The sequence below is a fragment of the Acinetobacter sp. 40AMC3-4 genome, assembly GCF_049898185.1.
GTDB lineage: Bacteria > Pseudomonadota > Gammaproteobacteria > Pseudomonadales > Moraxellaceae > Acinetobacter.
This window is the reverse complement of sequence record NZ_JAFCXG010000001.1, coordinates 342,615-366,512: the sequence shown is the minus strand read 5'-3', so window position 1 is coordinate 366,512 and position 23,898 is coordinate 342,615. Positions and strand designations below refer to the sequence as shown.

Sequence of the window (23,898 nt, the reverse complement as noted above, 5' to 3'; positions counted from 1 at the left end):
AATAGCCGTGCTAATAAATCAGGTAACTGTAGCATCCAATAACAATTCGGCGGGATAAACCGCTTGCCATGAAGTTTTAAACTGTTTATGCACTTGGTCAATTGGGAAAGTACTGAGTTTTGCAATATTTTGCGCTTTTTGAATATTGTCGGCGCGCATATATGCAATCAAATAGTCCTGACCATGAAGTTGCAGATAAAACCAGGACTCGACATGAACCTGTTCAGCCTTAAGCGTTTCAATTACTTCGTCTTGACGTGCTTTCAAAGTACGCTGCCAGTCATGAACTTGCTGCATGTGTAAGGGCTTAAGTTGAATGAGAACTGCGCCGACATCCATAATTTTAATTTTCTTTTGAGTATCATCATTATATAAATGATTTATATGAAAAAAGCGACCTGAGCCGGTCGCTTTTAAGTTGTTAAGAGGCATTTAGTTGGGTTGAACCAATCCAGTGCTTGGAAAACTGATAGGCAGCACGTCCTGAACGTTGACCGCGTGCCTGACACCAGCGTAGGGCTTCAGCACGGGTTTCTGGCGTGAGTTCCATGCCTGCCTTTTTGAGGTAATGTTCGACAATTTCCAAATACAGGTTCTGATCCATTGGATAGAAAGACAGCCATAAACCAAAGCGGTCAGACAGTGAAATTTTTTCTTCAATCGCTTCCTGAGGATGTAATTCAGTATATTGCGGCACATCAACTCGGGTAACGGGCGTATTTTCATGCATGAATTCGGGTAATAAATGACGACGGTTACTGGTCGCATAAATCACAAAATTGCTGGAACCGGACTGTAAAGAACCATCCAGAACACTCTTTAAACTGCGATAATTTTCATCTTCGGCATTAAAGGCCAGATCATCACAGTAGACAATGAACTTCTCTGGACGCTCTGCAATGAGTTGCTGAATTTGAGGCAGATCGGATAAATCATCCCGTTCGATTTCAATTAATCGTAACCCTTGATCTGCATACTCGGTGAGTAGGGCACGAACAATGGAGGATTTACCCGTACCGCGTGAACCGGTCAGTAAGACATCATTGGCAGGTAAGCCGTTTAAAAACTGCAACGTGTTCTGGATGACTTTTTCTTTTTGTCGCTCAATCCCTTTTAAATCGGCCAGTTCCATCTGTCTAAGCTGATGAATAGGTTTGAGTTCACCATGTTGCCATTTATAGGCATGAGCAGAAAAATCAGGAATTTGTTTTAGTTCGGGCAGACTTTGCTGAAGTTGCTGCAGAACAGTCGAAAGGGCATTTAAAATATGGTCAGGTAACTCAATTTTCGCCATGATTTAACATTACAGATTTAAAATTATGGCTAAGATAGTACCATTGCAAAATTCACAGTCAAAGCCAGAAAAGTATGATAATTTGCTTAAAGTAGAGAATTTTCGTTATTGTAGAGGATAGAAAATTTGTACACATTTTCTGGCTCTGGGTACGAGCTGTATCAAGAATAAATATAGGGAAAAGGCAGATGCTGTTTAAAGATTTTACTCAGGATATTAATCCACATCAGGCCTATCGTATTAAAAAGCTCAAGCAGCAGCTGCAACAGGCTGAGTCCTATGAGGAATGGAAATATATTGCCCTGAAAATAGATGAAGAATCAGGTGCACAGGAATGGAAATTTGATAACAGTTCACCCTACTTTGATGCAGAAGTGATCGCACATCGTCTGGGTAAATTACGACGCTATCGACAACAAAAGCGCACCCGTGACCTGATGTATATTTTGCGCGAAGGCCTGAGCTACGATATTGCCAACATTGCCCATCCTCTACTGTTTACCGAAGCCTATGTGGGCACTAAAAGAATTATTGAAGATTATGTCGAAGAAGTCAGCCAAGGCTTAGCCTATATTGCTTCAATAGACTGTACCTGTCTCAGTATGGAAGAAAAAATCGAATATTTTCAGTATTGTCAGCGCGCCTATGGCCAGCCAGCCCTGATGTTTTCCGGTGGTTCGACGCTGGGTCTGTTTCATACTGGTGTATGCAAAGCCTTAATGGAGCAGGACTTGTTGCCGAAGGTAATGTCCGGTTCAAGTGCGGGTGCCATCATGACCGCCATGTTAGGTGTATCCAAACCTTCGCAATATATTGATATTTTGAAAGGCCATAATTTCTTTCATGAAGCTTTTCATTTCCGCACCATGAGTGAATTGATGAAAGGTAATGGTGGTCTGGCGGATGTAAAATATCTAAAAAAATTTCTGGTCGAAAATCTGGGTGATCTGACCTTCGAAGAAGCACTCAAAACCTCAGGTCTGCATATCAATATTGCGGTTGCACCTTATGATGCTGGACAGGATGCACGCATTTTAAATGCCTATACTTCTCCGGATTTGCTGGTCTGGAGTGCGGTACTGGCGTCTTGTGCGGTGCCGGTTCTGTTTCCACCGGTTCGTTTGACCAGTAAGCGCTATGATGGTCAATATACGCCTTATATGGGTTCAACCCGCTGGGTGGATGGCAGCGTGCGCAGTGATTTTCCGCAGGAGAAAATGGCACGCCTGTATAATATTAATTATACCATTGCCAGTCAGACCAACCCGCATATCGTGCCATTCATGCAGGATGATATTTCACGTTTCCGTAAAGGTACTTTGAGCTGGCCACAACGAATTGTTCGCCGTCAGGGCGCGGTGATTACCAAAGGAATGATGGATTTCGCCCGGGAACATGCCGGTAGCTTGCCTCCTGTACGCCGTCTACTGGATCATGGCTATGGTGTAGTTGACCAGCGTTATTATGGTGATGTGAATATTGTCGGTAAATATAGCCTACGCCACTATAGCTATATGTTGCAAAATCCGCGGCCGTATCTGTTTAAAATTTTACAGCGTGAAGGGGAGCGGGCTACTTGGCCAAAAATCTCCCTCATTGAGACTCAGGAACGGGTCGGGAAAACTATTCAGCATTGTCTGGAGCTGCTAAATTATCAGCATACACTTAATTCAATACCTGAATACATTGCCACGACTTAATTTAGATCATCTCGATATTTCTGATTTTGAACTACGAACCAAAGCCGGTAGTCTGGGTTTTGGTCGGCGTCTTTATTATGCCAAGGGAAATGCGCTCTGGCTAAAAACCCAGATATCGCATAGATCTGATAGTTTAATATCATCTCCACATGCTGAACTAGGCTGGCAACATGAGCTGGATTTTTATCAGGCTCATGCCAGCTCAGGTGATCTAAATTTTTTCCTTCCACATCAAATTATTCAACAGCCTTTCAAGATCAATCATGAACAATTTGAGCAGGCCTTAATTCTGGTCGATGCGCCGGCGCATTTTCAGATCATGCCGCATCAGCAATCCATCACGCAAATTCGGCAACATTTGCTGCAAGCTGTGGAGCCTTTAATCTGCCTGCAAGAATTGGGTTATTTGCATGCCGATTTAAAGCAGGAACATTTTGTAAATAATCAGGGCAGGGTCTGCCTGCTTGATTTTGAGCATGTCCAAATACTCCATCAGAATGACCTGCATGAACTGAATGCGACACCGCGTTATATGGCGCCGGAACTGTTCCAAGGCCAAGCCAAGAGCCTACAAAGTGAAGTTTATGCTTTGGGTGTTATTTTTTATGAGTGGTTGAGTGGTCAGCGTTTACAGGCGACAGATTATCTGGATTGGGCCTTTTTGCATTGTCAGCGTCTGAAAGTTGAGTTACCGCAGCACTTACAGGCTTTTCAAGGCTTATTAGAAGAAATGTTAAGTAAGCAGAAGCAGCATAGATTGGCCGATTTTCAAGCTGTGAAAGACTACTTAATGACTGAAATTGAATGAGAAAAATACAATAAAACTTGAATTGTTTCTTATTTAATCAAACGAGTGTTTTTTTATGATAAACGGCTTGTCAGCTGGAAATGATCTCTATAATATACACAGCCATTGGGGACGTGGCGAAATTGGTAGACGCACTGGATTTAGGTTCCAGCGCCGCGAGGTGTGAGAGTTCGAGTCTCTCCGTCCCCACCAATCAATATTTGAGTAACTGGATATTGGGTGGAAGTAGAGGATTGGTGTAATGGTAGCATGACGGTCTCCAAAACCGTTCGTCAAGGTTCGAATCCTTGATCCTCTGCCAAAGTTTGAAAGAAATCCAACGCTAAGTTGGTACCCTGATGGGGACGTGGCGAAATTGGTAGACGCACTGGATTTAGGTTCCAGCGCCGCGAGGTGTGAGAGTTCGAGTCTCTCCGTCCCCACCATCATATTAAAGCAAGGCAAATGCCTTGCTTTTTTATTGCCTGAAATTTAAGGGCGGTTTTTTAGTACCAGATTTTTGCTGTCATGGTTGATGAACATCAATGCGTTCTGGATTTAAATTCTCCAGCGAATGATCATGCAAGGGCAGAACTTTAGCAAATTTCATGGTATTGCATGCAATCTGCATATTGAATAATTTAAATGTCATATGGATCAGTTCCATTGTGTTCATCAATTTTATATGTTGGTCTAAATAGAGCATTATTTGCTCAATAATGAATTAACTGCTTAATTTTTGATATAAAAGTATTTAGCTTTTTGCAGAACTACTTGTGAATCAGGTCTGATCGCTATAATATACACAGCCATGGGGATATGGCGGAATTGGTAGACGCACTGTGTTCAGGTCGCAGCGCCTTCTGGGCGTGAGAGTTCGAGTCTCTCTATCCCCACCATCATATTAAAGCAAGGCGAGTGCCTTGCTTTTTTATTGCCTGAAATTTCGTAAAGCTGTTGTTATTTATGCGGTATTGTATTCTGATTTCAAGCACTGGTTCAGACATTATTTATCAATAATAGTTTCAGTATTCTGAATGCCTATGTTGATCAAGATTAGAAATTCATTTGAGTTTTAATTTAAAATGCTGGAATTGAATCGAAATGATTAAAAATAACGAATGGGCAGTCATATCCTAAAATGAATCAAATTTTCGGCAGAAATTTTATAAAAAATTAAAAAATAGAACTAACTGTTTATTTTATAGCGGAATAGATTGTGATTGCTTGTAAAATCGCTTGTCAATGTCGGTCTATCTCTATAATATACACAGCCATTGGGGACGTGGCGAAATTGGTAGACGCACTGGATTTAGGTTCCAGCGCCGCGAGGTGTGAGAGTTCGAGTCTCTCCGTCCCCACCAATCTATATTTGGGCAACTGGATATTGGGTGGAAGTAGAGGATTGGTGTAATGGTAGCATGACGGTCTCCAAAACCGTTCGTCAAGGTTCGAATCCTTGATCCTCTGCCAAAGTTTGAAAGAAATCCAACGTTAAGTTGGTACCCTGATGGGGACGTGGCGAAATTGGTAGACGCACTGGATTTAGGTTCCAGCGCCGCGAGGTGTGAGAGTTCGAGTCTCTCCGTCCCCACCATCATATTAAAGCAAGGCAGATGCCTTGCTTTTTTATTGCCTAAAATTTACTGAACAAAGAAAAGCCCATCGAAATGGGCTGAATAACTGGAGAATAGCGCTGTTAAATCAGTGGAAAGATTAATTTATTTTTCTGTTCTTAAAGAAGCAATCAGGCTTTTAAATGATCTTCAAATTCCTCGCCTAGTTGTAGTGCCAAGGCATTACCTGCCAGATCACAGGTCACCAGGCCATATTCTTTCTTGAAACTGAAACTGAAACCACGATCATCCGCCAGGGTGCGTACCGAATATCCCAATTTTTCTAACCATAGTCGAAATGCAATCAAATTTTTCGCTTTAACCACTTTTTTCACGAGATCACTCCTTCATCATTGTTAAATCTTAAATAAGGGTGAAAAATTATCTTTTAAAGGGCAAATGCCTTTATTTAAATTAATTTAAATGAATTTGCGTATATAGTGAACATCGGTTGATTAAGAAAAAATCAATTTAAACGTTAAGTAAATGATTTTTATCATATTGAATAGGTTGTAACTAAATATTAAGTTTTTATAAGCTATAAATTTGGATAATTAATTTTCTAATTCAATAGCTTATTAGCGAAACAGGTTATTTTCTAATTTTATCAACCGTATGAAATAGAAAATTTCAGATCTACAATGAGAAAATTAAAATCTAATCGATTTATTTATTAAAAGAAAACTGGCTGCTGGTTTTCTGACCTTAAGCTCGATTTGCATGCTTTATACTGTTCGAAATGTAATTCTCAAACTGAATACCCGCACCATGACTGAATTAACCATTGAAGACTATGTGAATCAGCAAATTGAATTAATGCAGCAGCAGGGACTTGATCCGGTTGCTGTGATGTTGGGACATGAAGACTGGTTGAGCTTTAGTATTCAGTCGAAAGTGGCCTATACGCCTTTCGGCAGTGCCCGTCGTTATCAGCCTGCTTTAGGTGGCTTGCTACTGGTACGTATTGATGAAATGCAGGCGGTGCGTGTCGTGACTCAAGGTGAACTGGATACTTATGCACAAAGTAACCAGATTCTTTAACATTGCTTCATGCGATACATACGTTGTCAGTTTTAGTGAATAGAATCCAAGAAACTAGTTACTGCTATCCTACATATCATCATTCGGGATCGACATGGCCAATGTCACTTTTAAAGTTGAACGACAGAACTAATGTCATGCTCTGAAAGCAGACATTTTATTTCTATTTTGGTTTACAGTTTAATTTTGAATAATGCCCATTATATTAAATGGGTGCAAATGAGAGAGGGTATCTAAATCTCACTTGTTAAAAATAGACAGTATAGACAGTGAATCGTTCATGAAGTACATGGTTAAATATCCCAATATTACAAGCCATATCAGGATAATAATTCCTGCTCCCCAACGGTTTATAGGCCTTTCAACTAAGGTTTCTGCAAGAATTCTACAATCATCTATAATGTTTTGTGGGGTAAGCTTGATAACTAATAAAATACCTAAAGGTACAACAATAATATCGTCTAAATACCCAAGTACGGGAATAAAATCTGGAATTAAATCAATTGGTGAGAAGGCATAGGCAGCAATAATTAAAGCTAAAAACTTTATAGAATTGGGCGTTCGCTTGTCTTTTGCAATAAGCCAAACAACCAAGATATCTTTTTTAATTGATTTAGCCCATTGTTTGATTCTTTGATACATAGCAAATATTAAAAGAACTATAGAGATTTAATCATAAGAGAGTTTTCTTAAAACAATATAGATTTTTATTATCCTATTACGATTTTCTAGAATTAACATAATACACGTTATCCGAAATTCTATTTTTTATTATATATAAATCATATCTTTATAGTTTTTTAAAAGCCCAATTCAAGTAAATTGGGCTTTTTAAATAATTTATTAGGTTCCATGTTGATTATTTAAGCAATATTCCGTGAATTTATTTAATTTTAATAAACATTATCCTATTTTTTGTGAGTCATTATTTCATATGTTAGAACTGAAATTGGTTCCTAAAAAATAGGGGACGTGGTTGATTATAAGAAAGGAAAAATGGCACAGAAAGACATTTTTTAGATGGAGGTTCAACTTACTCCGACTTGTGTAAAAGTTGTACGTGCCTTTCAATGACATTCTATGCATCGCAAATGAAAAAAAAGTGAGTCGGCTGAAGATTGATCTTCAGCTTTGAATCCCGTTTAAAACTGATCTTTGAGAGTTCTTAAGCGCTGGAATTCTTCCACGCTTTCTGCACGCAGAAAAGGATTAGTTTGCAATTCATCTTCAATACTGCTTGGTAGCGTGCACTGGCCTAGCATACGTAAACGCTCAATATGTTCGAAACGTTCCAGAATTTCAGGATTATCTGGTTCGACGTGTTTGGCAAACTGTGCATTCGACAAGGTGTATTCATGAGTGCAATACACCTGCGTGCGCGGCGGCAAGGCAGCCAGACGTGACAGTGAATGATACATCTGTGAATAAGTACCCTCAAAAACCCGGCCACAGCCCATGGCAAATAAAGTATCGCCGCAGAACAGCACATCAATTGCATCAATAAAATAAACAATATGGCCTAATGTATGTCCCGGCACAGCAATTACCTGGATATCTATCCCATGAAAATTAAACTGTTCTTCATGCTCAAGCGGATGGGTGATAAACGGAATTTTGCTCAGTTCTGCCCGTGGGCCATACACAGGCAGATTTTTTCCTTGGATTAACCCCGGCACACCACCAATATGGTCTTTATGCCAGTGCGTCAGCCAGATTTGACTTACAGTTAAACCGTGTTCGGCACAATAGTTTTGCACCAATTCTGCTTCAGTTGGGTCAATCACGGCCACCTGATGTGACACGGTATGTTCAAGCAACCAGATATAATTTTGCAGTGAATTCTGGACATCAATACAGTGAATTTTAAAAGGCATCATAGCGCATCAGACCAAATGAAGATTAAAGATAAAGTAGCATAATTTCGGATGCTCTGGGGCTTGTCGATATCATCTGATTATCCTCGATTATTTTCATTTATCCCAAATTTGAAAAATTTATGATGCTGGATCATCAATGCTCACCGCATTGCCAATGGTATAAAAATGCCCGCCGGCTACATGATGAATACTTTTCCATTCTTCATCCACCTCATGATAATGCCAGTGGCCGTCGCGGAAGACCCGATTATCGGCATATGCTGCAATCACCTTGCCTATAAACAGGTCATGCATTTGCTGGTTATGCGGCTCAGGAATCAGCTCGCAAAGTATCCAGGCCGCACAACCTTGTACTACAGGAATATCAGAACCAGAAAAATGAAATAGTTCTATTCCGGATTGTGCCAGTTTGTCCGGCACATCATGCAAGCTTTGCGTACCCAGACGATAGACCATATTCAGTTGTTTCAGTGTCGGAATTTGCAGCGCGAAATAACCTGAATTTTCAATAATATTTCGGGTTTTGGTACTTTTATCCAGAACCACAGTCACTTTGGCGGGGCTGAATTCCAGTGCGCATGCCCAGGCTGCTGCCATAACATCTGTATCCTGTTGATCTTGAGCAGACACCAGTACAGTAGGGCCATGGGTAATCAGACGATAAGCTTTTTCTAAAAGAACACTTTGAATATGGGAGTGTGTCATGCAGCACCATTTGCTCTATTTATTTAATAGGCTAGATTAATGAGATCATTAACATATTCAAGTTCATTCTTGCAAAAAAGCTTTTAAACTAGAGATCGTTATATTCAGGAATTCAAAAAATGAAAATGTACCAGGTCGATGCGTTTACCACGGAACTGTTTAAAGGCAATCCCGCAGCCGTGATTGTGCTGGATGAATGGCTCGAAGATGGTCTGATGCAAAATATCGCCTTGGAAAATAATCTGTCTGAAACGGCTTTTGTTAAAGTCATCGATAGCGATAATTATGCCATTCGATGGTTTACGCCAACCAAGGAAGTGGATTTTTGTGGTCATGCGACACTGGCCAGTAGCTTTGTATTATTCAATCAGTTTGATACAGGGAAAACGATTCATTTTCATGTGAAAGATTTTGGCATCTTTGTGGTCCGGCAGGATGCGGATGGCAAGATCAGAATGAACTTTCCAATCCGTCGTGCAGAGCCTGTTGTTGAATATCCTGAGGCCTTAAGACAGGCCTTAAATAAACCATTTAAACAGGTTTATCTGAACGCGCAGGGCTATATTATTGAATATGAATCGGTACAAGATGTGCTGGATGAAACCCCCGATTTTGAACTGCTTAAACAGTTGAATGGCAAGCGTACAGCAATTACTGCTCAAAATACCTTTCTAGATGTCGCAATCACCACACAAGATACGCAATATGACTGTATTTCACGTTATTTTGCACCGAGTAATGGAATCAATGAAGATCCGGTAACAGGTTCAATTCACACCGGAATTGCACCGCTGTGGGCCGAAAAACTGGGTAAAAATGAACTGGTCGCCTATCAGGCATCAGCACGTGGTGGTGTACTGTATTGTGCCTTGCAAGATCAGGACCGAATTGAAATTTCCGGTTACGGCAAGCTATATATGCAGGCTGAAATTTATCTTTAATTTTCATAATTACATAGATCTACATGTCGTCAGGTGAGGCGACATGTTATTTTGATGGTTCGGCTTGGAATAGATTATTCAGAAAAAGAATCATTCTCTAAGATGGGCGCGAATAAAAATTTATATTTATAATTTGGATGAAGAATGTTGCTACGTTATAAAAATTTAAGTCTGGCTATTATATTGTCTGGCTGTAGTGTACTAAGTTTTGCACAGCCTGTTTTGGTGAAAACGGAACAGAATATTGAAGAATACCGACTGGATAATGGACTGCGCATTATTCTAGCACCGAATGATAAAGAAAATAAGATTTTTATGAATACGGTCTATCTGACCGGTTCCCTGAACGATCCTCAAGGTAAGGGCGGGCTGGCCCATCTGCTGGAACATTTGGCCTTTAAAGGTACAGAAAATGTCAAAGGGGATGAGTTCCAGCGCCGACTGGATCAATACACCTTAATGACCAATGCCAGTACCGACTATTACTCGACCAAATATACCAATGTGATCCGTCCTGAAAAAACAGCATTAAGTGAAGTCATTTTTCTGGAAGCCGAACGCATGGACAAGCTGGTGCTTCAGGAAAAATATGTACCGACTGAAATTGATATTGTAAAACGCGAGCGTGAAATCCGGCTGGACCAGCCATTTTCGGTATTGATCGATCAGGTATTTAAATCGGCCTATGGTAATCAGTATTTAGGCCGTTTGCCCATTGGTGACCTGAATGAACTGCAATCCATTAATATGCAGGAATTAAACCGTTTTTACCGTAATTGGTATGCACCGAATAATGCCTTTATGGTCATTTCAGGCAAGTTTGACAAGGCCGAGGTGTTAAAACAGCTGGATACACATTTCAGTCCGATTCAGTCCAGAAGTGTACCAGTGCAAGTGAAAGTCCCAGCGCTTAAACCGGAACAGATTAAACAGCGTGAATTTACCGTGCGAAAAGGCAGTGATCTGGCCAAGTTTAATCTTTATTTGAATCAATCCGAAGAAAGCATTAAAACGGCTTTGGCTGTTTCGCCAACGCTCTATACTTTGCAGCCAAGTGGACATCTCTATCAGAATATGGTGGAAACTGGGAAGTCAACAGCGGTGCAATCCAGTACCTGGCTGGATAAAGACTTTAATCTGGTGTTTATGGGAGCAATCTATGCTCCGAATCATCAGGCACAGGATATTGAAAAGGGGCTGATCCAAGGCGTAGAAAAGAGCCAGCCATTTACCGAAGCAGAATTAAACCGGGCTAAAAATCTGACCCGAAATCAGGCCGACAATATTAAAAATAGTGCGACTGCTTTAGGTTCACGTTTAAGTGATTATGCAGTGGCGTATTCGGGTGACTGGAGCCAGTATTTTAAAGATCTGAGCGCGATTCAAAACCTGAATGTGAATCAGGTCAATCAGGTCTATAAGAATTTTTTAAAACCTGAATACCGTATTTCTGGCAATATTTTACCTACCCCGGAAGATCAGAAAAAAGCGCAGGAACTGGCACAAACAGAAGCACCGGCAAAAACTCTGGATCAACAGACTGAAGCAGAAGAGCCACTGAAAGATGTCAGTGTTTATCAGGCTGAAGTGAAGCAATATGTCCAGGAATCCAAACAGTATTTGTACAGTAAAGACAAACAGATTCAGCGTGGCAAGTTGAAAAATGGCATTAAATACGCGTTGTTTCCGACGACTACCCGCGATGACAAGGTTTATGCCACAATTTCACTGGATTTTGGTACTGCACAAAGCCTGATGAATAAAGGCGAGATTCTGGATCTGACCGCTTATTTAATGTTGCGCTCATCGAAAACTCAAAGCTTGCAGCAGATTGCCGATAAAATTATTGAAGTAGGTGGTTCGGCAACTGCCGGTGCATCCGGCAATGGCCTGACCTTGCAGATCAGCGCCAAAAAAGAAAAGTTTGAGGAGTTTTTCCAGTATGTGGTTGATGTGCTGAAAACGCCGGCATTTGAGCAAAGTCAGTTTGATTTAATCAAGGGGCAGACTTTATCCAGTCTGGATCGTCCTTATACTGAACCAGATACCGTGTCGAGCTTGACGATGGCTCGAACGATCGAGATTTATCAGCCTGGCGATCTGCGTTTTCATTTCGAGCCGGAATTGGCCAAAAAACAGTATCAGAAAGCGACTCGCGAACAGGTTATGGCACTGTATCAGCAGTTTTTAAAAACCCAGCATGCGCAAATAGCGGTTACGGGCGAATTTAATCCGAAATCGATGCAAAATGTACTGAAAAACAGTTTTTCAGACTGGAAAGCTGCACAGCCTTATGAGCGTCTGAAATCGGAATATCGAAGCTATCCAGCCCAGAAAATTCATGCGTTGTCTGAGCAGCGTGAATTCGGGAGTTATGAGGCATTCATGAGCATGCCGGTCGGCGCAGATCATGCCGATGCACTTGCATTACAGGTATTTCGATATATTCTGGGTGATTCACAGTTATCGTCACGACTGGCACAAGAGCTACGCGAGAAAAATGCACTAGTCTATGGTTTTAGTGCAGATGTGCAACTCGATGAATGGGCAGATGTGGGCGCCATAATGATTAGTGCCAATTATACGGCTGGAAAATCCGCACAGGTTTCTCAGGCAGTGCATAAGGTACTCAATGAACTGCTGACACGTGGCGTGACTGAACAGGAAGTCGAAGCGGCAAAAGCCAGTATCTTGAAACAGCGTTTAACTGCACTCGAAGATGATCGCCGTATTCACACTATGTTGATTCCACAGCTGGAAAAAGACCGTAATCTGGTTTACCGGGAAAAACGTGATCAGGCGATTGCTCAACTGAGCAAAGCCGATATTGATGCCATGATCAAAAAATACATCAAGCCGGACCAGCTGGTTGAAGTGATGGCTGATCAGTATGGTAAGCAAGTTAAAACATCATAGTGTTGATAAAAAAATCCCCTCAAATGAGGGGGTTTTTTTATTTACCATATTATTAAAAGCCCAATTTAAGTAACTTTTCTGGTGAACAGGATTCCACCTAAAACACCAGATAATACAGCGCAGGGCAAGCTCCACCAGAAAGTGGCAAAGAGAAAAAGGAAAATATCACCTGATACCAAGATTGATCCTAAAGCGATATCTTTATTAAAGGGTAAGTGGATCATATGTTGGTAATAGTAGGATGCGATTCCACTAAAACAGATCACCAAGCAAGTATATAAAAGCTTTTCTGACAAGGGACTAGCGATCATTTCTTCCCAGAGCATATGTATTTTCCTCCTTTTTTAAGGATCCAGACTCTTATTCTTCTAATTTATAAAACGCTTTAGCATTTTCATAAAAGATCGGCTTTAACGCATTTTCATTGTAGTCCTGTACAATATCGCTAAAGGCATCAATAATATTGGTGAGTGAGCTGCTGACACTGTCCATTGGAAAGTTGGATGCAAACATCACGCGTTTAGAACCAAAGCAGTCTAAAGCATGCTGGATCAAGGGAGTTGCACGTTCCACTAATTCCTGTTTACTTGCCAGCCGTTTCTGCTGATGAAAATCATGACCTAAAACGGGCATAAACAGACCAGACATTTTGGTCGATACATTCTGACATTCAGACAGTTCTGTCAACTGATCTTTCCAGTCTGCAAATATCTGGGCGCGATCTTGTTCAGTCTTGCCTGTAGCTTTGCCCACCTTGCCAAATAAACCTGCGGGCGTACCCAGATGATCCAGCACAATAGGGGTGTTTGGAAAGTCTTTGGCCAGCGCAGTAACATCCGCAATCTGGGGAGAATATACCCAGGCATCAAAGCTTAAATCTTGCTTGGCCAGTTCCTCAAAGCCTTTCAGAAAATTTTTGTTGCGATAGAGATGCGGTTCATTGATCCAGGCATGAATCCCTTTATCCGGATGTACCGCAGCCATTTTACGGATGCCGCGAAACTTGGGAGAAGCTTCTCGATGTAGTTGAATCAGTTGCTTGAAGTTCTTCTGTCGTGGGTCCGCCGTGGCGACAATCCCACCTAGCCGGATATTATGCTGATCAAAAGGAAGTCCGGCGATAAAATGGGTTTCATCCACCACGCCTGTACCTTTCTGATCATGCCAGCTGGCTTCGACATGTACAATTTGTTTGATTTCGTAATGCCCAAGATCTTTCTTGTAATTCGCAGGCAGATAAGGGGCGGTCAGATGCTGAGTCAGTCCAATGGTCTCAATTACATCTTTAGGTTTTAGCAGCCGCACCATTTTGTCCAGCAATCTGGGGTGCTTGCCGAACAGCTTGACCGCGAGCGCTGCCGCATGTGGCGTGTTATACGGATCCCATTGGTGAATATGCGGGTCAATGATCGGAAAGGGAAGTTGCTGCATGCTATGCCTTGTTTTCGTTTATTTATTATTCAATTTATATAGGGTAAAAATCATTTCAAAGTCAATATGATAAATGACAACAAATAAAAAAAGCCCCGTGGGGCTTTTCGTATTTAATCAATGATCGTGCTTGTGATCATGATTATGCTTGTTGGCATGAAACTCTTCATTGTGACGGAAACGTAAATAGTTTTCGAACTGTTCACAATATTCATCATAGTTATCTTCCAGCATCATTTGAAATTGCTGCAAGATATAAGACATGACCTGATCTTTGGCATCACGCATCTCGTTGCCATCTTTAAAATTATTTGCTGCCACCCAGGTATTGAAACGGGCAGTACCAAATAACATCGCCGCACTGACTTGACCGCGCTTATCGCTCGGTTTTTCCTGTGAGCCTTTTTCTACGCGACAAAACTCGTTGGCTTGTTGAATAAATTCATCAGCACGTTCAAAGAATGCCGCATTTAACGCTTCTTCTTCGGTTACATCGGTTGCTTCAATCTTTTGAACCATGAATTTGTTCCTAACACTAAAATCTCAATCGTTAATTATAGGCAAAGCCTTGCAGAAACTAAACCTTTGCCTTAATCTAAAAAATAGCCTAAGCATATAAAAGTGAATGCCATGCAGGATGCGATTGCAGTACAAAGCCTAAAAAGTGATATTGCCTTATTGCGCCAGAATATTTGGCCACCGGCAAATCTAGCTAATGTTGAAGGCTTGCCGATTTATTATGGCAGCCAGTCACAGGTAGATGAATACTATAGCCAGTGGCTCGGGCTGATTGAAAGGGCACAGGATCTGTTTCAGCCTTTTATGGAAGATGAAATCTTGGATGCGATCCATCTGCCGAGTCATTTAAACTTGCCGCTATTTTACTTTCATGTTGACCGGATTCGCATTAATAAAACCCGCGCCAAGGAATCCAAAACTTTTCGTGGGGTCGCCAGCCTGATCGAAAAATGCGGCCAGTTCGAACCCGAGCAGATTGCAGCCATGCGGCAGTGGCTTGATAGTGACGATACTGCAGCTTTGGTGGCACACCGTGAATTTGTGGATTTACGCACTTATGTGTTTCAGCATGGCCAGAGCGAATATACGCGCACCCGTTTTTATGTGAATGGGATTGTGCTGAGTGTTGAGCCACATTTTGAACTGGTCGATGCACGCGATAAGCCACGCAAGCAACGCAGCGACAGTTATAACGATCCTCTGGCAGACAATAATACCTGGAAAGTATTCGGCAAATATCGCTAGCACAGTTTGACCAAGCCCGGTCTTACCAGAAGGGCTTGGTATTTTCTGCAAACTGCTGTAAACGCTCTGCTGCTTCGTTCGACAAACGCTGCTGTTCCGCACTTATCCAGCCTAGCACAAACCAGGCCTTGGCCTGTTGTTTGACATAAGGTCTAAATAATTCGTCTGCTACAAATAGGTCATTATAATGCCCGAGACTTTCCTGCAAGGGTTTTAAGGCTTTTAGATAGGCTTTAACCTCTTTTTCAGGAAACAGGCTTTGCAAGAATTCTACGTTATAGCGTAAGCGTTTGACCCGTTTGCGTGTCCGATGCCGGGATTCAATATCCAGTTCTTGATAGTTCTCGGCATCCTGACAGATTTGCTGGTGCAGCTTGCTCAGGCCTTTACACAAAATCTTATGTGAAGACTTGGCTTTGTTATCCGTTTTTTCTTGGCTAAAGCTGAACAGTTGCAGCATTAGTTCTACGGTAGCAGGACTTCTGAACAGCACACTGATATCTGGCTGTTTTTGTCGGTGTGGGGGTAATTTCAGTAAGGGGGAACCTGCTTTTTCCAGTTGTGGAATCAGGCTTTCTGCCAGGGCATCGCGATCTCGGGTAGAACCCAGTTGCTGAAAAATATCCCGCAGCTGTTCCGGCCATTCTGGCTGTACATGTTCAGTCACGGACTGGAAAATTTTAAAAGCACTGCGCAAACGCCGAATCGCAACACGTGCCTGATGCACATGATCACTATTATAATTTTCGGCAGCAATCGCCGTCGCATTTGGGAAAAGATGAGCCAGACAGTTGGCGACAATTTTTTGTAAAATCGTACTGATCTGATCTTTCTGTTCAAGCACTAAGGGAAGCTGATGCTGAACTGGCAGACTCTCTTCATCATGTAATAAGGCATAACCGCGTTCCGATTTGCTCCGTGTATCCAGCCACAAAGCATAACGCTGAACCCAGGGCTGAATGAAATCAATCAATTCACTCAGCTGGCCGGATTTAAGCTCAAATTCGACTTCATAAATATCGATGGCTTGATCATTGTGTCGAATTTCTCCGACATCAAAGGCAATTTCAATCTGGCTGTCCAGATGACTTTCTGTGAGGACATACCGTACGACATCTGTTTCAAATTGCAGGATGAGTGGTGTCTCCAGATCACCGAGCGCCTGTTTCAGGATTTTTTTGGCCGGTTTATGTTTGCGATATAACTGAAAATCACAATGTTCCGGAGGACTTTTTAATTCATGCTCAAGTTCAAAACGTTCAAATTGTTGTTCAGTCGCTGCTTTCAGGGTTTGAATCCATTGCTGGTCTTCCAGACGTTGCCGCAGGGCAATCTGATGTTGTTGTAATTGTTGCGCTTCAGTATCAAAGTAGCGTGCACACAGACGATGCCGAGTCGGCTGAAGTTTCTGAATGTCCTGTTCAAATTGCACACGAGACTGTGGCGGAATCTGGAATTTGAGTTCTATTTCTGCCATCGGGTCATTCCTCCGCGATGTGGGTTTTATAGATTAATATAGCCCAAAGATCGGCAGGGGTGTGATGTGCTTCTGCAACAAAAAAGCACGCCAGAGAAGGCGTGCTTTGAGTTTTTCTTGTGATATTTATTTCAATATGTTTATTTCAGGAATTTACGACTGACCAAGAACTGTTCGGTCGCTTCAAGCAGTTTCTGCGCATAGACTTCCTGCTTGGCGGTCAGCCAGCCCAGCACAAACCAGTCACTTGCTTCCAGCTCGGTCTGCTGAATATAAACTGCAGAAGAGGCCAAAGTTTGATATTCACTGGCTGCCAGTTGAGCATCGTTCAGCGCTTTGCTGTATTTCTGCAAATTTTTGACATCATAGATCGTGGTTAAAATCGGAAAGCTGAATTTGAGCTCCTGAATCCGGCCCGACAATTGATCCAGACTTTCAAAATCAGTGATATCGGTCTGGTTCATTTGTTCCTGCAAAGCTTTATATTGCTGTTGCAAGGTAGTTTGAGCAGCAGTTTTCAAGTCCAGCGAGGCATGCTCATTTTCATTCAAACTGAACATCAGTAATTCCAGATAATGATGCACATTCTGGGTAGATTTGACCAGATTACCGAGTTTCTCCTGCGCATACAGAATATCTTTGCTCAGGTTTTCTGCCGTGGTGGGATTTTGCAGGAAGCCGGCCAAGCTGTTTTGCATATGCTGTAAATGTTGCAAATGTTCAAATTGCTGCTTAAAGGCCGCCAGTTGATGTGCCCATTTGTCCGAAAGCTGTGGATGCCAGTCTTTGAAGAGCAGCAAGGTCAGATATAAGTGATCCAGTGCCAGTCGTGCCTGATCAATATGTTCCTGCTCTGCAACCTGAGCTGCAATCGCCGCGATATTCGGCAATAAATGCTGCATCTGCTGTGCAATCAGACTGTACATGGTTTTACTGGCGCTGTCTTTTTTGCTGATCTGAAATTCTTTGCTAAGGGTCGCAGGACTGACGCGCTGTGAAGTGGCCAATAGATTGCCTATTTCAGCCTTGCCGCGTACATCGAGCCAGAGCTGGTATTTCTTGACCCATTCAAAACTAAACGCCAGTAGATGTTGAATTGAACCATTTTTAAGCTCGAACTCGACTTCATGTACTTCTTGCTCGGCATCATGTGTGCGGATATGCCCAATATCCAGGCTGACTTCGATCTGGGTATCTTCATAGTCAATCACTCTTAACGTACGGGCAATATCGGTTTCAAACTGGAGTTGGAGCTGGTCGAACTGATTGCCGAGCGCATTGCTGAGAATTGCCCCGGCTTCTGGAAATTTTTTATAAATATCTAAATCCAGTTCAGGAGATGCGGTTAATTTCCCTAGATCATGATTATGTTCAAAGCGTTCGATATGGCTTTTTCCGGCCGCTTTTAGCGTTTGCACCCAACGTGTACCTTCCAGACGCTGACGCAGTGCCACCCCATGCCGGGCCAGTTGGCGGTCGGTAGTATCATAATATTTGGCTTGAAGCTGGATCTGTTGAGACTTTTTCGGATCAAGTGCCTTGAGCAGCGCAGTGCGTCGTGCCACAGGAATTTGGAACTTGAGTTCAACTTCAACCATGATGATCATCCTATCTGTTCAGTGCAATTAAGTACTGAATCTTCACTTGAATAAGGTTTTAAAATGAGGCGGACAGCAGCCGCAATTATATTTTTAGATTTGTGCGCAGCAGATTGTAACCAAAATAAAAATGCATGTAAGACTTGACTGAGCATAAAAAGCTTAAACAGAAGTTTGAAACTTAGATTTCATCGGTTCATTTTAGGCTAAAACGATCGGATTCAGGCCTTCACGGGGATGTGCAAGATGCATTGAAGCGCGCATCAAAAGGCTGTTATTTGGCTAAAATATACGCTAAGGTAAAACAAAAAACGTCAGGATGATGACAGATGAATGTACAAGTACAACCAGAAAGTAAGAATGAGGTGATGGTTCAGCCCCAGATGCCGATTAAGAACTATCATGAATTTTATCGCTTCTATTTGACTGAGCATCGGCATATTATTAGCCGCCGTCTGCACGTGGCCGGCAGTAGCATCGGTTTATACTGTTTTGCCAAAGCCATTCGTCAAGGCAAGCCGCGATATTTTGCATATGGTTTACTCTCGGGCTATGCCTGTGCCTGGGTCGGTCATTTTATCTTTGAGCGCAATAAACCAGCCAGCTTCAAACAGCCTGTATATAGCTTTATCTCGGACTGGCGCATGTTTGCCGATGTCCTGCGTGGTAATATCAGTCTGATCGACCTTAAATACGATAAAATTTCCCGTTAAGCCAGAATGACTTTTATCGGAATGTGCCCACTTAAAGCATGAAATTTCGATAAAAGCCTTGCAAGTCTAGAATTATTATTCTAATAATTATGGTATTGCAGATTAGGTTTTTTGATCAACCATTATATTTTAATTAATACATCAGTTTTCCAAGCCTGGAGCGACCTTCTCCGGGCTTTTTTTATGCCTGTTTGCTACCAATAAATGTTCAAGATTTTGCTCATGCTATTGTGTAAATATTCATAGAAGAATTCATGTGGATTTGTGCTGAAAGTAAAAGATCCTTTCTGGCTTTGAAACGTTTTCCCACAAACGAATGACTCAAAACCAGAAAGGATCGGGTATTACAAACACAGGTATTTATTTTTCTGTTTATTTTCTGTGTCTAAGGCTATTTAAGACGCTTCGCGCCGATTGGGCTATCCCTGAAAATGGGTATTTTTAATATTAATTAATTTGAGTACGCTTGAGCCAGGCGAAAAAAAGACAAAAAAATCGCTCTTAGAATTTTGCAACTTCTCCACCAAGTTATCTGCAAAATCCTAAAAGCGTTTGTCGGAGGGCGTAAGCATTAACACGTTATAATTATTGATATAAGGCGATTAAAACGCAGATTTGAAAGTCCGTATATCCCTGAAAATGGTGATATTTGAGATTTAATTGACAAATTGCGCTAAAAAACTGCAAATCTGTTGCTGCCCAGTCTTAGAAACAGCAAGATGGCGGCAATTAAACCGAGTTATGCCTATAATAGAGCCATCCTAGCAAGTGGCGAGCAAGATGCGCGGTTTATATTTAATTACCAATGATGATCCATTAGAGCTTTTATTAGCGAAGTTGGAAGGTGCAATGGCCAATGGTGGTGTTGCGGTCTTGCAATATCGCCGTAAAAAAGTGGCGAAAGAAGATCAAATTTACGAAATCGAGTACATGAAAGCCATGTGTGCTGAATATGGCGTACCTTTCGTGATTAACGATGATCTGGAAATGGCGGTTAAATACGGCGTGGGTGTGCATTTAGGCCAGGATGATGGTTCGATTGTCGACGCTGTTGCGCGTTTGCCTAAAGGCGTGTTGATTGGCCGTAGCTGTAATAACTCACTTGAGCTGGCTAAACAGGCCATTGCCGATGGTGCGAATTATGTGGCATTTGGAGCAATTTATGCGACTGATAGTAAACCTGAAGCGGGTAATATTGGTCTTGAAACCTTAAAACTGGCCAAAGAAAAATTGAACGTGCCTCTCTGTGCCATTGGTGGTTTAACGGTTGAAAATTCAAAGGATGTCATTGAGTCAGGTGCGGATTATTGCGCGGTGATTAGTGATATATTGGGACTTCCTATGAATGCCATTCCTGAACGTTTAGATGAATGGTCTGCGCTTTTTCAAGCTACAGCATAAAATTTTTTGATTGATTTAATTTTGAGTCGAGTGCCTTCATGAGCTTATCTCCAAAGCAAGAACAATTGTTCAAACAAGCCAATAAACATATCCCGGGTGGCGTCAATTCACCTGTACGCGCATTTAATAGTGTCGGTGGGACGCCGGTCTTTATCGAAAAAGCCCAAGGTGCGTATCTGTATGATGTCGATGGCAAACGTTATGTGGACTATGTAGGTTCATGGGGGCCGATGATTTTGGGTCATGCGCATCCAGCGATTATTAAAGCGGTTCAGGATGCCGCAGTAGACGGTTTGAGCTTTGGTGCGCCCACAGTTCATGAAACCACACTGGCAGACATTATCTGCGAGATCATGCCATCGATTGAGCTGGTTCGTATGACCAACTCAGGTACAGAAGCGACCATGACCGCGATTCGTTTAGCGCGTGGTTATACTGGCCGTGACAAGATTGTAAAATTTGAAGGCTGTTATCACGGTCATTCGGATTCATTATTGGTAAAAGCCGGTTCAGGTTTATTGACCAGTGGTGAAGGGGAAGCGACGTCGGCAGGCGTGCCAGCGGATTTTGCAAAACATACGCTGACACTTCCATATAACGACATCGCGACTTTAAAAGAATGCTTTGCCAAATTCGGTTCAGAAATTGCCGGCGTGATTGTTGAGCCAGTCGCAGGCAACATGAACCTTGTGAAACCGATTGATGGTTTCCTGCAAGCGATTCGTGATGTCTGTGATGAGCATGGTTCAGTGTTTATCATTGATGAAGTAATGACCGGTTTCCGTGTCGGTCTTGGCGGTGCGCAAGCACATTATGGCGTTACTCCGGATTTAACCACTTTAGGTAAAATCATCGGTGCAGGCTTACCAGTGGGTGCTTTCGGTGGTAAACGTGAAGTGATGGAATGCATCGCGCCATTGGGTAAAGTGTATCAAGCAGGTACGCTATCAGGTAACCCATTGGCAATGCGTGCCGGTATCGAGATGTTCAAACATCTCCGTGCTGAAGGTTTCTATGAGAAATTGTCTGCACAACTTGAGAAACTGCTGGTTGGCTTACAAGCTGCTGCGGATGAAGCAGGCATTCCATTCAAGACACAACAGGTCGGTGGCATGTTTGGTCTGTACTTTACCGATCAGGAAGACATCACGAGCTTCGATTCGATGTTGAAGTGTGATGTCGATGCTTTCCGTAAATTCTTCCATGGCATGTTAAATCGTGGCGTGAACCTTGCGCCATCTGCTTTTGAAGCAGGATTTATTTCAGCTGCGCATTCTGATGAAGATATTGCTTTCACTATTCAGGCTGCAAAAGAAACTTTTGCTGAGATGAAAGCGTAATTTATACCTCTCCCAAACCCTCTCCTTAAAGGAGAGGGCTTTCATCTATCGAATAGAAATGAAAATTTAAAGACTTCTTACTGTATTCTTGCGCCATATAGGGCTCAGGCTTAGGGAAAATTACATTTAAAATTAGGGATATTTATTCATGCAAACCAAACATTATTTGACTTTAAGTGATGCTGAATTTTTATTAGATCAAGCCCATCAATATGCCATTCAGAACAGTTTTAATGTCAGTATTGCTGTAGTAGATGAAACAGGTAATTTGCTTACGATGAAGCGTATGGATGGTGCAGCCCCAATGACTGCAAATCTGGCCGTCGAAAAAGCCAAATGTTCTGCCATGAGTCGCCATCCATCTAAACTGTTTGAAGATATTATCAAAGGCGGACAGATGGGTTTTTTGACCATGGAAAGTTTCTCAGGAATGCTGGAAGGTGGTGAGCCGATTATGTATGAAGGGCAGCTCGTCGGTGCGATGGGTGTGTCGGGTGTGAAGTCGTTTGAAGATGCGGAGATTGCACAGGTAGCGATTGAGAAGTTTTTGGCGCAGCAAAGCTAATCTAAAATAGAAATTGATCAGCTCAATTTAATAAAATCATCCAAAGATGTTCCAAAATGAAGCGTGGAATGTGAAATGTCAGCTAAAAAGCCCAATCGCTAATGATTGGGCTTTTTACACCAATATAAGAGTTTGTTTTAAAATGAAATTTACAGAGGATTTCATATAACATGTATTATATTAATTTTAGGAAAACTTAATTTTCAAATGCGACAGAAGCAGTCATCGCTCGTAGACACTCGCTCAATTCTTATCTATAACTATAAAAAAAATGATTTTGAAGGAATTTTTATGAACGTAGCTTTAGTAAATTTACAAATGGTATGTGTTCATGTTGTGAACAGCTACTCTAAATCTGAGACAGGTTTCGGCTCTTACAAAATTCCAGATATTAGGTGCTCAAAACCCTTAATTTATAATGTTAAAAAAAACGATCAATTGGTTTTTTTACAGAGAATGTTAGATTTAAAAATTGATAATAAAGAGATCAATTTATCGCTTCCTAATGAGATCGGACTATCATTGAATATATTTACTAAAGCTAGAGATGAAGCTGAAAATCTACTAGAAAAACTTAAAAAAGATATGGAAAAGAATAAAGATTTTTATAGTGAAAATGTCTCGTTATTTTATGACTATATTGAACAAATACAAATAGCATCTGTTTTTTCTTATAAAGCAGTTGAAGCATTTTGCAACGCCACAATCCCTAATGACTTCGTTTATAAAAAAACAAACTCAAAAGGTATTCAAGAAGTCTATGAAATTTCTCAAATTGAAAAATGGATACCAACTTCAGAAAAACTCACTGAAATTATTCCAAATATTTTGAACTGTGAATCACCTAAGCAAATCAAGTATTGGTCAATGTTTAAAGAATTAGAAACCCTTAGAAATGAAATTATTCATTCAAAAAAGAAAAATAGCATTGAAAATACAAAAAAAATGTTATCAAATAACGTATTAGATATTCTTAATTCAAGCATTTATATTCTTAACCACTTTATTCAAAACGATATATCGAATGAGGTTTTTCCATTAGGTTTTTTAGATAAGAAGTGGCGAATTTATGAAATTGATGACCCGAAGAAAATTTTTGAGTGGACTCATTGGGCAGAGTGATTTTTAGTGCCTCAGATACTCCTCTTTTGCTTATTTTAGTTTTAGCATTTAGTCCTTATTTGGCTAAATCACCCTATTTTTAGGATAGTCGCGTTAATCAACTCTAGGCAT

22 protein-coding genes and 7 tRNA genes are annotated in these 23,898 nt (G+C 41.4%); 18 read left to right on the top strand and 11 right to left on the bottom strand.

Going from position 1 to position 23,898, the window contains the following annotated elements:
* Positions 1–18: 18 nt before the first annotated feature.
* The gene (locus ACP7BU_RS01820) at positions 19–432 is read right to left on the bottom strand and encodes a DUF6176 family protein (RefSeq protein ID WP_004646620.1); all 414 of its coding nucleotides are present in this window, start codon (positions 430–432) and stop codon (positions 19–21) included.
* Entirely contained in the window at positions 422–1,294 is an 873-nt protein-coding gene (locus ACP7BU_RS01815) for an ATP-binding protein (protein WP_004280026.1), read from the bottom strand. The genes ACP7BU_RS01820 and ACP7BU_RS01815 overlap by 11 nt, the downstream gene beginning before the upstream one ends.
* A gap of 188 nt (positions 1,295–1,482) precedes the next feature.
* On the opposite strand from ACP7BU_RS01815, the gene ACP7BU_RS01810 reads away from it, so the two are divergent.
* From ACP7BU_RS01810 to ACP7BU_RS01770, 9 genes are all read left to right on the top strand, one after another.
* Entirely contained in the window at positions 1,483–2,994 is a 1,512-nt protein-coding gene (locus ACP7BU_RS01810; RefSeq protein ID WP_425878062.1) for a DUF3336 domain-containing protein, read from the top strand.
* On the top strand, positions 2,981–3,802 hold the full coding sequence (locus ACP7BU_RS01805; protein WP_425878064.1) for a protein kinase domain-containing protein: 822 nt from the start codon (positions 2,981–2,983) through the stop codon (positions 3,800–3,802). The genes ACP7BU_RS01810 and ACP7BU_RS01805 overlap by 14 nt, the downstream gene beginning before the upstream one ends.
* A gap of 107 nt (positions 3,803–3,909) precedes the next feature.
* A tRNA-Leu gene (locus tag ACP7BU_RS01800) sits at positions 3,910–3,994 on the top strand.
* A 35-nt stretch (positions 3,995–4,029) separates the two neighbouring features.
* A tRNA-Trp gene (locus ACP7BU_RS01795) sits at positions 4,030–4,103 on the top strand.
* A gap of 39 nt (positions 4,104–4,142) precedes the next feature.
* Positions 4,143–4,227 (top strand) — tRNA-Leu (locus ACP7BU_RS01790).
* A gap of 367 nt (positions 4,228–4,594) precedes the next feature.
* Positions 4,595–4,680, top strand: a tRNA-Leu gene (locus ACP7BU_RS01785).
* A 380-nt stretch (positions 4,681–5,060) separates the two neighbouring features.
* Positions 5,061–5,145 (top strand) — tRNA-Leu (locus tag ACP7BU_RS01780).
* A 35-nt stretch (positions 5,146–5,180) separates the two neighbouring features.
* Positions 5,181–5,254 (top strand) — tRNA-Trp (locus ACP7BU_RS01775).
* Positions 5,255–5,293: 39 nt separating this feature from the next.
* Positions 5,294–5,378: transfer RNA gene (locus tag ACP7BU_RS01770), tRNA-Leu, on the top strand.
* A 150-nt stretch (positions 5,379–5,528) separates the two neighbouring features.
* Here the strand turns inward: ACP7BU_RS01770 and ACP7BU_RS01765 are convergent.
* Complete coding sequence (locus tag ACP7BU_RS01765) at positions 5,529–5,732, bottom strand: hypothetical protein (RefSeq protein ID WP_004280022.1); 204 nt, start codon at positions 5,730–5,732, stop codon at positions 5,529–5,531.
* Positions 5,733–6,165: 433 nt separating this feature from the next.
* Between ACP7BU_RS01765 and ACP7BU_RS01760 the strand changes: the two genes are divergently transcribed.
* Complete coding sequence (locus ACP7BU_RS01760; RefSeq protein ID WP_005107282.1) at positions 6,166–6,438, top strand: hypothetical protein; 273 nt, start codon at positions 6,166–6,168, stop codon at positions 6,436–6,438.
* Positions 6,439–6,678: 240 nt separating this feature from the next.
* Here the strand turns inward: ACP7BU_RS01760 and ACP7BU_RS01755 are convergent, their stop codons facing one another.
* From ACP7BU_RS01755 to ACP7BU_RS01745, 3 genes are all read right to left on the bottom strand, one after another.
* Positions 6,679–7,080 (bottom strand): YkvA family protein, encoded by a 402-nt coding sequence (locus ACP7BU_RS01755; protein WP_425878066.1) that lies wholly within the window; start codon positions 7,078–7,080, stop codon positions 6,679–6,681.
* Between the two features lie 500 nt (positions 7,081–7,580).
* Positions 7,581–8,315 carry a hydroxyacylglutathione hydrolase gene (gene gloB / locus ACP7BU_RS01750; RefSeq protein ID WP_253147464.1) on the bottom strand — a complete coding sequence of 245 codons (735 nt, stop codon included), beginning with the start codon at positions 8,313–8,315 and terminating at the stop codon, positions 7,581–7,583.
* A gap of 117 nt (positions 8,316–8,432) precedes the next feature.
* A complete protein-coding gene (locus tag ACP7BU_RS01745; protein WP_253147463.1) occupies positions 8,433–9,020 on the bottom strand; it encodes a flavin reductase family protein in 588 nt (195 codons plus the stop codon).
* A 119-nt stretch (positions 9,021–9,139) separates the two neighbouring features.
* On the opposite strand from ACP7BU_RS01745, the gene ACP7BU_RS01740 reads away from it, so the two are divergent.
* Together ACP7BU_RS01740 and ACP7BU_RS01735 are read left to right on the top strand one after the other, a co-directional pair.
* On the top strand, positions 9,140–9,961 hold the full coding sequence (locus ACP7BU_RS01740) for a PhzF family phenazine biosynthesis protein (protein ID WP_253147462.1): 822 nt from the start codon (positions 9,140–9,142) through the stop codon (positions 9,959–9,961).
* A 144-nt stretch (positions 9,962–10,105) separates the two neighbouring features.
* Entirely contained in the window at positions 10,106–12,877 is a 2,772-nt protein-coding gene (locus tag ACP7BU_RS01735) for a M16 family metallopeptidase (RefSeq protein ID WP_425878069.1), read from the top strand.
* 65 nt (positions 12,878–12,942) lie between these two features.
* Here ACP7BU_RS01735 and ACP7BU_RS01730 read toward each other — a convergent pair whose 3' ends face one another.
* From ACP7BU_RS01730 to ACP7BU_RS01720, 3 genes are all read right to left on the bottom strand, one after another.
* Positions 12,943–13,203, bottom strand: coding sequence for a hypothetical protein (locus tag ACP7BU_RS01730; RefSeq protein ID WP_425878071.1), 261 nt, complete (start codon positions 13,201–13,203; stop codon positions 12,943–12,945).
* Between the two features lie 34 nt (positions 13,204–13,237).
* On the bottom strand, positions 13,238–14,308 hold the full coding sequence (locus ACP7BU_RS01725; protein WP_425878073.1) for an amidohydrolase family protein: 1,071 nt from the start codon (positions 14,306–14,308) through the stop codon (positions 13,238–13,240).
* 117 nt (positions 14,309–14,425) lie between these two features.
* Positions 14,426–14,827, bottom strand: a complete 402-nt coding sequence (locus tag ACP7BU_RS01720) for a DUF3144 domain-containing protein (RefSeq protein ID WP_004280011.1) — start codon at positions 14,825–14,827, stop codon at positions 14,426–14,428.
* 111 nt (positions 14,828–14,938) lie between these two features.
* Between ACP7BU_RS01720 and ACP7BU_RS01715 the strand changes: the two genes are divergently transcribed.
* Positions 14,939–15,571 (top strand): hypothetical protein, encoded by a 633-nt coding sequence (locus ACP7BU_RS01715; protein ID WP_004280010.1) that lies wholly within the window; start codon positions 14,939–14,941, stop codon positions 15,569–15,571.
* Positions 15,572–15,593: 22 nt separating this feature from the next.
* Here the strand turns inward: ACP7BU_RS01715 and ACP7BU_RS01710 are convergent, their stop codons facing one another.
* Positions 15,594–17,048 (bottom strand): CHAD domain-containing protein, encoded by a 1,455-nt coding sequence (locus ACP7BU_RS01710; RefSeq protein WP_425878075.1) that lies wholly within the window; start codon positions 17,046–17,048, stop codon positions 15,594–15,596.
* Positions 17,049–17,188: 140 nt separating this feature from the next.
* Positions 17,189–18,646, bottom strand: coding sequence for a CYTH domain-containing protein (locus ACP7BU_RS01705; RefSeq protein WP_425878077.1), 1,458 nt, complete (start codon positions 18,644–18,646; stop codon positions 17,189–17,191).
* 329 nt (positions 18,647–18,975) lie between these two features.
* Here ACP7BU_RS01705 and ACP7BU_RS01700 point away from each other — a divergent pair, with 329 nt between their 5' ends.
* The 5 genes from ACP7BU_RS01700 to ACP7BU_RS01680 all read left to right on the top strand — a co-directional run bounded on the left by ACP7BU_RS01700 (position 18,976) and on the right by ACP7BU_RS01680 (position 23,787).
* Positions 18,976–19,359: a DUF962 domain-containing protein gene (locus tag ACP7BU_RS01700; RefSeq protein WP_044109647.1), complete on the top strand. Its 384-nt coding sequence runs from the start codon at positions 18,976–18,978 to the stop codon at positions 19,357–19,359.
* 780 nt (positions 19,360–20,139) lie between these two features.
* Positions 20,140–20,760: a thiamine phosphate synthase gene (gene thiE / locus ACP7BU_RS01695; RefSeq protein WP_005107266.1), complete on the top strand. Its 621-nt coding sequence runs from the start codon at positions 20,140–20,142 to the stop codon at positions 20,758–20,760.
* Between the two features lie 38 nt (positions 20,761–20,798).
* The gene (gene hemL / locus ACP7BU_RS01690; RefSeq protein ID WP_253158961.1) at positions 20,799–22,100 is read left to right on the top strand and encodes a glutamate-1-semialdehyde 2,1-aminomutase; all 1,302 of its coding nucleotides are present in this window, start codon (positions 20,799–20,801) and stop codon (positions 22,098–22,100) included.
* Between the two features lie 148 nt (positions 22,101–22,248).
* Positions 22,249–22,665, top strand: coding sequence for a GlcG/HbpS family heme-binding protein (locus ACP7BU_RS01685; RefSeq protein WP_425878080.1), 417 nt, complete (start codon positions 22,249–22,251; stop codon positions 22,663–22,665).
* A 291-nt stretch (positions 22,666–22,956) separates the two neighbouring features.
* On the top strand, positions 22,957–23,787 hold the full coding sequence (locus tag ACP7BU_RS01680; protein WP_253158959.1) for a hypothetical protein: 831 nt from the start codon (positions 22,957–22,959) through the stop codon (positions 23,785–23,787).
* Positions 23,788–23,898 lie beyond the last annotated feature (111 nt).